Source organism: Acidobacteriota bacterium (assembly GCA_016195325.1).
Taxonomy (GTDB): Bacteria; Acidobacteriota; Polarisedimenticolia; order JACPZX01; family JACPZX01; genus JACPZX01.
On the sequence record JACPZX010000074.1, the window covers coordinates 1 to 9,999 of the forward strand.

At 66.8% G+C, this 9,999-nt stretch carries 6 protein-coding genes; 4 read left to right on the forward strand and 2 right to left on the reverse strand.

Annotated elements, in window-relative coordinates; all coding sequences use genetic code 11:
- Window positions 1–204: DUF4126 domain-containing protein (locus HY049_13680; protein ID MBI3449952.1), on the forward strand; the 204-nt coding region annotated here is incomplete at its 5' end.
- A gap of 12 nt (window positions 205–216) precedes the next feature.
- On the opposite strand, the gene HY049_13685 is transcribed toward HY049_13680, so the two are convergent.
- On the reverse strand, window positions 217–1,059 hold the full coding sequence (locus HY049_13685) for an aldo/keto reductase (protein MBI3449953.1): 843 nt from the start codon (window positions 1,057–1,059) through the stop codon (window positions 217–219).
- A gap of 223 nt (window positions 1,060–1,282) precedes the next feature.
- On the opposite strand from HY049_13685, the gene HY049_13690 reads away from it, so the two are divergent.
- From HY049_13690 to HY049_13700, 3 genes are all read left to right on the forward strand, one after another.
- Window positions 1,283–1,522, forward strand: coding sequence for a hypothetical protein (locus tag HY049_13690; protein ID MBI3449954.1), 240 nt, complete (start codon window positions 1,283–1,285; stop codon window positions 1,520–1,522).
- Between the two features lie 122 nt (window positions 1,523–1,644).
- A complete protein-coding gene (locus tag HY049_13695) occupies window positions 1,645–4,548 on the forward strand; it encodes an insulinase family protein (protein ID MBI3449955.1) in 2,904 nt (967 codons plus the stop codon).
- Window positions 4,549–4,948: 400 nt separating this feature from the next.
- Window positions 4,949–8,050, forward strand: coding sequence for a hypothetical protein (locus HY049_13700; protein ID MBI3449956.1), 3,102 nt, complete (start codon window positions 4,949–4,951; stop codon window positions 8,048–8,050).
- Window positions 8,051–8,115: 65 nt separating this feature from the next.
- Here the strand turns inward: HY049_13700 and HY049_13705 are convergent, their stop codons facing one another.
- On the reverse strand, window positions 8,116–9,861 hold the full coding sequence (locus HY049_13705; protein ID MBI3449957.1) for a hypothetical protein: 1,746 nt from the start codon (window positions 9,859–9,861) through the stop codon (window positions 8,116–8,118).
- Window positions 9,862–9,999: the final 138 nt, after the last annotated feature.

The window sequence follows — 9,999 nt, forward strand, 5'->3', positions numbered from 1 at the left end:
CAGCTCATGACGGCCGGGACGAGGCATCTCTCCACCATGACGACAGCAGGCTTCGGCAATCCGGTCATTGCCACCCTGGAGCTGTGTGGGTCGCTCCTTCTGTCCGCGCTCGCCCTCCTCATCCCCGCGCTCGCCGCGATGTTGGTCGTCCTCTTGCTCGTTCTCGTCACGCGGAGGTTTCTCCTCCGGAGATCAGCGACCTGAGACGACGTCCCGTCAGCCGAGGAGCCGCTCGCATTCGGCGACTTCGTCAGCCTCCAGCTCGAAGCCGTACGCCTCGAGGTTGTCCTTCATGTGCTCGGCCGAAGTGGTTCCGGTGAGCGCGATCATCCCGACCTGCTGGGCGAAGCGGAAGATCACCTGGGCCGGGCCCGTGCCGTACTTCCGCGCGAGATCCTGCGTGCGACGGTGGTTCACGGCCTGCGGGTTCGCGGTCAGGAGCGAAAAGCCCTGATACAAAATTCCCAGGCCCTTGCAGAACTCGCGGACGGCGCTATCCCAGCCCATCGCCGCGAAGCAACGATTCTGGACCACCGCCGGCTTCACCTTCGCCTTCGCCACGAGCGCCGCGAGCTGCTCGAGGGTGACGTTCGAGATCCCGAGCAGCCGGGCCTTGCCGGAGGCGTGGAGTTTCTCCATGGCTCGCCAGGCCTCCCAGTCGTCGGGGGCCAGCCCGTACCGGCTCGTCGGCCCGTGCAGGACGTACGAGTCCAGGGACTCGGCGCCGAAATGCGAGAGGGTGCTGGCGAAGGACTGCTCCACCTGAAGGGCGACGGGCGCATCGGCGTCGTAGGGCAGGCGATGATCCTGGCCGCCGAGGGAGGTGAACTTGGATTGGAGGAACAGCTCATCCCGCCGGACCGCGCCGGAGGCGATGGCCTCGGAGATCGCCTCGCCCACCGCGGCCTCGTGATAGTGCCGGCGCTGGTTCGCGGTGTCGATCCCGCGAAAGCCCCCTTCGATCGCCAATCGGGTCAACCGTGAGGTCTCGTTCTCCTTCCACGCGGTTCCGTAGACGAACGTCGGGACGCGGACGTCATTCACCTGGACGTGGCGCATGCTCTGATCTCCGGGTTCAGCCATGTCAGCTTCGGACCCCACTCCCGGTTCCCCCACCAGGAGCAGCGCGCCGCGAGAGTACCGCTTTTCGATGCGCGGGAGCGCAGCCGACACGAGCGCTCAGCGGCGTTCCTCGTTCCTGTGGCCCGCCCCCGCGGGTGGGCGTATCATTCTCGCGAGAGGTGGACCGCGGGTCCAAACCCACCGGCAAAGGAGGTTGGTCATGAGGTCATCCAGGCGATCGATGATCGTCGCGATCCTGATCTTTTTGGTCGTGGCGCTGAGCGCCCTTGGCCTGGCCACGAACGCTCACGCCGCGAACAAGCACTGTGTCTGCCCGCCTTTCACGCCCCCGCCGGGTTGCGTCGCGGGCCCCTACTTCTACAGTCAGGGGAACAAGCTCTACTGCCTCGTCGCCTGCGACATCGACGTCGGCACTTATGTTCCTGCCACGTGCAGGTAGAGGCCGGCGCCTCTCACCAGGCCGGCTGACGCGCGACGGCGGGAAGACGCTGTGAAGTCATCCTGGACGGTACACGTTCGCTCAGCGTAGTAATGTCGGACGCCTTGACACGGAGGAATTCAATGACTCCACCGGCAGCCGACCTGAAATCCCGCCTTCTCCTCGCCCTGGGCTCGTTCATTATCACCCTCTTCGCCTCGTCGATCGCGGCCTTCCCGGGGGCCCCGCCGGCGCCCGCCCCGCCCGCCGCTCCGGATCCCGCGACGATCGAGGCGTCGGCCGTCCTCCCCCTGGATCGGGCCATCCGGTCCGGGAAGCTCGAGAACGGCCTGTCGTATTTCATCCGGAGGAACGCGAGGCCGGAGAAGCGCGCCGAGATGTGGCTCGCCGTCAACGCCGGCTCGACGCTGGAGGACGACGACCAGCTCGGGCTGGCCCACTTCGTCGAGCACATGGCCTTCAACGGGACACGGCACTTCAAGAAGCACGAGCTGGTCGACGCGCTCGAGCGGATGGGGATGCGCTTCGGGCCGGATATCAACGCCTACACCAGCTTCGACGAGACCGTCTACACGATCCTGGTCCCCACAGACGACCCCGCGAATGTCGACAGGGCGCTCCTGATCCTCGAGGACTGGGCCGGCGCCGTCAGCTTCGAGACGACCCAGATCGAGAAGGAGCGCGGCGTCGTGATCGAGGAGTGGCGGGTGGGCCGCGGCGCGGAGGCGCGGATGCGGGACCGGCAGTTCCCCGTCCTCTTCCACGGGTCTCGCTACGCGGACAGGCTGACGATCGGCAAGAAGGCGATCCTCGAGAGCGCCTCCCCCGACACGATCCGTCGCTTCTACCGCGACTGGTACCGGCCCGATCTGATGGCCGTCATCGCCGTCGGCGACATCGACCCGGAGAAGATGGAGGTCGAGATCCGGAAGCGCTTCGCCGGCCTGAAGAACCCGAAAAAGGAACGCGCCCGGACCGTCTTCCCCGTGCCGGACCACGACGAGACGCTCGTCGCCGTCGCGACCGACTCCGAGGCCACCTCGACGAGCGTCGCAGTCGACACGCTCCTCCCCCGCAGCGGGGAGACGGCGGCCGACTACCGGCGGTCCATCGTCGAGAGGCTGTACCACTTCATGCTGAACGACCGCCTCGACGAGCTGAGACGGGCGCCCGATCCGCCCTTCCTCTCCGCCTTCTCGAGCGGGAGCCGGCTGACGAGGAGCCGGGAGGCCGAGTTCCAGCGGGCCACGGTGGAGGAGAAGGGGATCGCGCGGGGACTGGACGCGCTCCTCACGGAGCAGGCTCGCGTGGAGAAGCACGGCTTCACGCCGACCGAGCTCGAGCGCGTCAAGGCGAACGTTCTCCGGGGTTACGAGCGCGCCTACGACGAGCGGGACAAGCAGGAATCGGGGGGCCTCGCGAACGAGATCCTGGACCATTTCCTCGAGGGGGAGCCGGCCCCCGGGATCGAGTTCGAGCTGGGCCTCGCGCGACGCTTCCTGCCGACGATCTCCCTTCAGGAGATCAACGGGCTCGCCCGCGACCGGGGAGCGATGCGAAACCGCGTCGTCCTCGTCAACGCGCCGGAGAAGAAGGACATCGCTCTGCCGGAGGAGAAGGAGATCGTCGCCGCCTTCGACCGCGCGCGCGCGAAGCCGATCGATCCATGGGTGGATCGCGTCCGGCAGGAGCCGCTGGTCGCCTCCCCCCCGAAGCCGGCGACGCTCGTTGACGAGACCGAGATCGCCTCCGCGGGCGCCACGAGGTGGCGACTGTCGAACGGCGTCACCGTGATCCTGAAGCCGACCGACTTCAAGAACGACCAGGTCCTGCTCACCGGCTTCAGCCCCGGCGGGACGTCGGTGGTCACCGACGCGCGGTACGTCTCCGCGGCTCTCTCCTCCTCGATCCTCTCCGAAGGCGGCCTCGGCTCGTTCGACAGCGTCGAGCTGGAGAAGGCGCTGACGGGGAAGATCGCGTCGGCCTTCGGGTTCCTGGGGGATCTGGAGGAAGGGATCTCGGCCTTCGCCTCCCCGCGGGACCTCGAGACGATGTTCCAGCTCGCCTATCTGAGGTTCACGGCGCCGCGCGCCGACGCGGCGGCGTTCCAGACCTGGAAGTCGCGCATGAAGGGGTTCCTGGAGAACCGCCTCGCGAGGCCCGAGAACGTCTTCGCGGACAGGATGAGCGAGACGATGTCGCAGGGACACTTCCGCCGGCGCCCTCTGAGCGTCGCGACCCTCGACGAGGCGGACCTCGGGACGGCCGAGGCCGTCTGGCGCGATCGCTTCGCCGACGCCTCCGACTTCACGTTCGTCATCGTCGGCGCATTCGGGACCGACGCCATCCGGCCGCTCGTCATGACCTGGCTCGGCGGCCTCCCGTCGACGGGTCGCGTGGAATCGTGGAAGGACGTCGGGGTGCGCGCTCCGGACGGAGTCCTTGGCGTTGAAGTGCGCAAGGGGATCGAGCCGAAGAGCCAGGTGCGCCTCGTCTTCACCGGCGAGGCTCCCTGGAGCCGGGATCAGAGCCAGCTCATCGGCGCTCTGGCCTCCGCCCTTCGCATCCGCCTCAGGGAGATTCTCCGCGAGGACATGGGTGGCGTCTACGGAGTGGGGGTCTCGGGAGGGCTCGCGCGCCGGCCGAGGGAGGAGTACGGCTTCACGATCACCTTCGGGTGCGATCCGGGCCGCGTCGAAGAGCTCCTCAAGGCGACGCTGGATTCCGTCGAGACGGTGAAGAAGGACGGTGCCTCAGCCGACGTCGTCGCGAAGGTCAAGGAACAGCAGGTGCGCGCGCACGAGACCGATCTGCGGGAGAACGGCTACTGGATGTCGCAGCTCGCCGAGGCGGCGCGCTACGGGGAGACGCCGTGGCGAATCCTCGAGCATGAGAGGCTCGTCGGCCTGGTCACCTCCGAGGCGCTCCGGGACGCGGCCCGTCGCTACCTCAATCTGGATCGGCGCGTCGTCGGGGTTCTCTATCCGGAGAAGTCCGCCGACGCCAGCGAAAAGAAGGCGCCGTAGGACGTGCTCGCGCTACGGAAGCCCATCCGCTCCGGAGGGACCATGAAATCTCGGAGTGGAGGTCCGAATCTTCGTGGTAACGCGTCGGCCGAGGAGGGCCACTTCTGGGCGACCCAAACGGGCGCGGAGCTCGACGAGGCCCACCCGCCCCGGGTTACTCCTCGCTGATGTCGACGTTTCCGTCGCCGGAGAAGAGCCCTCCTGCGAGGGGACCGAAGGGCAGGGTGGGTGACCGGAGCGCATTGTGAGTCCCGCGCGATCCTGTCTACAGGTTTCAACAAGTGTCGACACGGTTCGCCGACACGCCGTCGTTGGATGACGGTTTCCATCATCCGCTTGATCGCGCCGCAACCCCGTGCCACACCTGCCGTGAAAAATCCGGGCTAGAATCGCGCCCACGATGTCCAGACCTTTCGCCGCCGTCGCGCTCGCACTTCTCGTTTCAGGAACCGCCGTCGATCCGGGACTCTTCCAGGACCTTCACTGGCGCCTCGTCGGCCCCTTCCGCGCCGGCCGGACGCTGGCCGTATCGGGGGTGTCCGGCGAACGAGATCATTTCTACTTCGGGGCCGTCAACGGCGGCGTGTGGGAGAGCGTCAACGCGGGGCGAACATGGCGCCCCCTCTTCGACGACCAGCCCATCGGCTCCATCGGCGCGCTCGCGGTTTCGCGATCGAACCCGAAGGTCATCTACGCCGGCACCGGCGAGGCCGACATGCGCTCCGACATCTCGCAGGGCGAAGGCATCTTCAAGTCGGTCGACGGCGGAAAGACGTGGGCCTTCGCAGGCCTCAGGGACTCCCAGCAGATCGGCCGCATCATCGTCCACCCCCGCAACCCTGACGTCGTCATCGTCGCCGCGCTCGGCCACCCCTACGGCCCCAACGAGGAGCGCGGCCTCTACCGCAGCCGCGACGGCGGCGGCAATTGGACGAAGGTGCTGGGCGGCGACGAGAACGTCGGCGCGATCGACGCCGCCTTCGAGCCGGGCGATCCCAACGTCGTCTACGCCGCGCTCTGGCGGACGCGCCGCACGCCGTGGAACATCTATCCCCCCGCCGGCGGATCGGGGTCGGGCCTCTTCAAGTCCACCGACGGCGGCGATCACTTCACGCGCCTGACCGAAGGGCTCCCGGCCGAGCCGGGCCGCATCGGCATCGCCGTCGCCAGGAGCACCCCGCGCCGAGTCTACGCCCTCGTCGACGCCGCCGAGGGAGGGCTCTACCGCTCCGACGACTCCGGCGCGCACTTCCGGCGCGTCTGCGCCGACGAGAGGATCTGGGAGCGGGGCTGGTACTTCGGCGATGTCGCCGTCGATCCGAAAGACGCCGACGTCGTCTACGTCGGCGACACGAGCCTGTACCGATCGGCCGATGGCGGCGCGACCTTCCAGCCCGTCAAAGGCGCGCCCGGCGGCGACGACTACCACGAGCTCTGGATCGACCCCGACGACCCCGCGCGGCGGATCCTGGGCACCGATCAGGGCGCCGTTGTCAGCGTGGACGGCGGCGCCACGTGGAGCTCCTGGTACAACCAGCCGACGGCTCAGCTCTACCGCGTCTCGACCGACGATCGGTTTCCCTACCGGGTCTACGGACCGCAGCAGGACTCGGGCGCCGTCGCCCTCCCCAGCCGCACGACGACGCAGAACGGCATCACGATGTCCGAGTTCCGCGAGATCACCGCGGGAGGCGAGGCCCAGAACGTCGTCCCCGATCCTCTCGACCCCGAGACGATCTACGGCGGCACGGTCGAGAAGCTCGACCTCCGCACCGGCCAGGCGCGCGACGTCGATCCGACCCTCGCCTTCCCCGACATCTGGCGCCGCACGTGGACGCTCCCTCTCGCCTTCTCGCCGTTGAATCCGCACGCTCTCTACTTCGCGCGGCAGCGCGTCTTCCGCACGGAGGACGGCGGCGCGCACTGGAGCCTCATCAGTCCCGACCTGACGCGGCCGGATCCCGGCGCGCCGCCGAACCTCGATCCGGTCACCGCCGCCCACGATCAGGGGACGGGCCCGCGGCGCGGCGTCGTCTACTCCCTCGCGCCGTCGAAGGCGGCCGATCGCGATCTCTGGGCGGGGACCGACGACGGCCTCATCTGGCGCACGCGGGACGACGGCGCCCACTGGGAGGACGTGACGCCTCAGGGTCTGACGCCGTGGTCGAAGGTCGGCGTCCTCGAGTCGTCTCGCTTCGACGCCGAGACGGCGTACGCCGCCGTCGACCGTCACCGCCTCGAGGACCGGAAGCCTTACATCTACAGGACGCACGACGGCGGGCGTTCGTGGCAGCTCGTTGTCTCCGGGATCTTGCCCGACCACTTCGTGAATGCGGTGCGGGCGGATCCGGTCCGGCGGGGGCTCCTCTACGCGGCCACGGAGAAGGGGGTCGATGTCTCGTTCGACGACGGCGACAACTGGCAGCCGCTCCAGCTCGGCCTTCCCGTGACTTCGGTGCGGGACCTCGTCGTTCACGGCGACGATCTCGTCATCGCCACGCACGGCCGCGGGATCTGGATCCTCGACGACGTCTCGCCGCTCCGGCAGATCTCCGCGGACGTTGCGGCTTCGAGCGCCTGGCTCTTCCAGCCGGCTTTGGCCCACCGCGTGCGCCCCGACGGCTTCACGGGGACGCCTCTGCCGAAGGACGAGCCTCTGGCGGCGAATCCTCGGCTTGGGGCTGTCCTTGATTACCTTCTCGGGAAGGCTCCGAGGGATCCGGTCGCTCTCGAGATCCGCGACTCTTCCGGCGCGGTCGTCGCGCGGTTCTCGAGCGCCGACGCGGGGCGACCTCGGGATCCTTCGCGCGTGAAGGTCTCGGCGGAGTGGGAGGGTTTGCCTGCCGGCCTCTCGGCGTCGCCGGGGATGCACCGATTCGTGTGGTCACTCCGCTACGCGGTCCCCGAGGCGCTCGCGGCTGTCGATCCTTCGCGCGAGGGGGTGTGGGCTCCGCCGGGTGTTTACGTGGCTTCTTTGATTGTGGATGGCTCGACGGTGACTCGTCGGTTCGAGGTCACGGCGGATCCCCGGGTGACGCTCTCCGCGGCGGGTTACCTTTCGGAGTTTGCGCTGGCGCGCGAGGTGGAGGGTCTCGCGACGCGCGTTGCGGTGGCGTCGGATGCGGCGGGGAAGCTGCAGAAGGAGATCTCCCGTCGGCGTGCGGCGGCGTCCGGGGCGGTGGCTTTGGCCTTTGATGCGTTCCAGCGGGATCTGAGCGCGGTCACGGGGGGGCGGGTGACGCCGAATCGGTACGACGCTCAGGCGTTTCCGCCGCGGGAGATCGCGACGCTGGCGTGGGTTGCGGGGGCGCTGGGATCTCTGATGGAGGCGGTAGATGGGGCCGATGCGGCTCCGACGGCGGATGCTCGGGCGGGGTTCGAGAAGCTTGGGCCAATCGCGGGGGAGGCGATTGGGCGGTGGGAGGGGATGGCGGCTCGTTTGAAGGAGCTGAACGAAAGGCTTCGGGGGCTGGGGGCGGAGGCGGTGGTGGTGGGGGAGTGAAGGGGGCGGGTCACGCCGCACCCAAGGTCAGGCATCGGCCTCACAGCAGTTCAATGCAATCAGGATCAGTGTGGCGTTCCGGTCGGTTCACTTCCCTTTGGTGACCGCTCGGCACACTCATCGCAGTAAGCCCGCTTGAACGCCACGAGCACCGCACCCCAATCCTCCTGTGGGATCCTCGAACGTATCCCGAACTTCTCGCAATGGCCGACCCGCTCCGGCTCTCGTGCATACAGGGTTGCCCGGTCAAACGTATGCTGCAGGTCCTGCATGAATCCGATGTGCCGGCACCACTCCACTCTCTCTCGAGAGACAGCCCGCGTCGCTCGGTAGTCGTTCAAGAGAATGGGAAGTCGATCCGGAGGCAATCGCATGCTGAGCAGCCCATCTCTCGCCTCTGCCAGGATGTCTTCGTCACTTGTGCGCGCAAGCCTTCGGTCTTGATCTTCCTCGATGCTCGCCTTCGTTCTCGTGACAAGCGTCCCCAAGTAACCCTCGGGGCTACAATGCAGTTCCGCTAGGCGTTCAAAGTCCACGAGTCGCAGGACCCGGGCTTGGTCAAGCACGGACTTCGCGATGTCGCGTGACTTGCTCTCTTCGCCATTTAGCGCCAGCAAGGTCGCGCGATCCAGCATCGCACGCAGCTCCTCGCTTCGGAATCCGTGTTCGCGCGCTAGGGTCTCCGCTTGATCGATGTCCTCAGGATGCAACATCGGGGGAGTGGGAGCGTCTGGAGCATCACCGAAGAAAGCCATAACGACAATTTTGGCGCTGGTTACAAGCGTCATTCGAGAACCGGCTCTCGCGAGAAGCGCGTCGCACAGAAGATGGAAATCGACGGATTCGGAGATCGAAACCAAGAGCCTGGCGAAACGAGCCTCCAAGCTGATCCAGTTTGCCAGCCACGAGGCGAGGAGTTCCATCTTGCTCTTCCCGCCTTGCAGGACGGCACTAAGGGCACCGCCGACACGTGCGTACAGGAGGAGTCGCATGAACCCCTCCGCAAGGCCAAGCGCCTCGGCTTCCAACCCCATCAGTTCGGCGCGAAGACGCAATCCCTCCAGGGACCCTGGATGAGCGTCCACTCTTGCCTTGAGTTCCAGAAGTTCCCGACCTAGCTTGGCCCGCTCAGACCCGTGCCGCGCTGAGAAGAGCCTCGTTCTCATCGAAAGCATCTCATAATGGAGCGCAGTAGCACCGCTCTCGCCCGCGGACCAGAGATCTTGACGCGCCTGGTACTCTCCAATGTCGATGCGGCCAGTTGTGTATTCGCATGTGTCACGCAAGACATGCAGAAAGCCGCGATCGGCCGGGTCGAGGGAATCGCCTCCGGCTTCCGCATCGGAGAGGTGCGCATCAGCACGGAGGTACTCCCCAGAGGCGAAACACGCATAGCCCAGTGCAAGCTGGACTTTGGGATCCCGCTCATCCTTTGGGAGGAGCAGTTGACCGAGTTCAAGGACTCGTCGATGCTGGCCAGATGAAACCAGCGCGTTGCCGAAATTACGCAGTAGAAGTGCGGAATCGGGAGGGCTCGTCACCATCCCGCTCCCGACGTCGATTTCAACGCGGACGGGACCATACGCGGCAAGTTCATCGACCGTATCACGTATCTTCCGGTCTCGCTGGCTCTCGTCGAGGATCCTCTCGCAGATGGCGCCAATGGCGGGAGGGTCGAGCACTCGACCAAACTTCAGAGCGACGGAATCACGCTCACGCCACGTCGGATTCTCGCGCGAAAGGCGGCGGGCCTCATCTCTCGCCCAACAGAAGCGGAACTCGTTGGCTTCCGCTCGGTAGAGGAAGTACATAGGTAGGATCTTAGTAAGTCATTGATTCCAGATCACTTACTCGCAATGGAGCAATTCTCAGTAGACGGCTCAACGGTGACCTGCCATCCTCTCGGTTGGCGTAAGAACTGTCCGATCGAAGGGAGACCACCGTTGAAC